Origin of the sequence: Pantoea sp. B9002, from assembly GCF_013385945.1 — a bacterium.
In the GTDB taxonomy this organism is placed as follows: Bacteria; Pseudomonadota; Gammaproteobacteria; order Enterobacterales; family Enterobacteriaceae; genus Pantoea.
In genome coordinates this window covers 1-449 of record NZ_JACAPA010000105.1, presented here as the reverse complement: position 1 = coordinate 449, position 449 = coordinate 1, and the positions used below count along the sequence as shown (strand labels likewise).

Annotated in this window: 1 protein-coding gene; it reads left to right on the top strand. The window is 61.2% G+C overall.

Annotated features, from left to right (window positions below):
• A partial coding sequence (locus HX773_RS25380; RefSeq protein ID WP_176973805.1) for a TonB-dependent receptor domain-containing protein occupies positions 1 to 449 on the top strand: 449 nt, incomplete at both ends.

The window sequence follows — 449 nt, the reverse complement described above, 5'->3', positions numbered from 1 at the left end:
CGCCATGTACGAAAACGCGCAACTGACCGGCGACTCGCTGACCCCGCGGTTTGCCGTCAATTACCTGATCAATCCGCGTCATGGCCTGCGTGCCGTGTATTCCGAGGCGATCCGTTCGCCGGACATGTTCGAGAACAACGTCAACTGGAGCTACCGGGTCACCAATCTCGACTCGCCGACCTATGGCCAGACCAGCGGCCAGTATTTCGTCAAGACCCGTGGCCCGGGCAACCTCGACAAGGAGCGGATGCGCTCGCGGGAACTGGGCTACAACGGCTTCTTCACGGATATCGGACTGAGCGTCGACGTGAAACTGTTCTACGACGAAATCACTTCGATGGTCAGCTCACCGCTGCGCAACAACCAGTACATCGCCAGCAACGCCAACAGCGCCCGCTTCAGCGGCAGCGAAACCCAGCTCGACTGGCACCTGAGCGCCGCCGACCGGC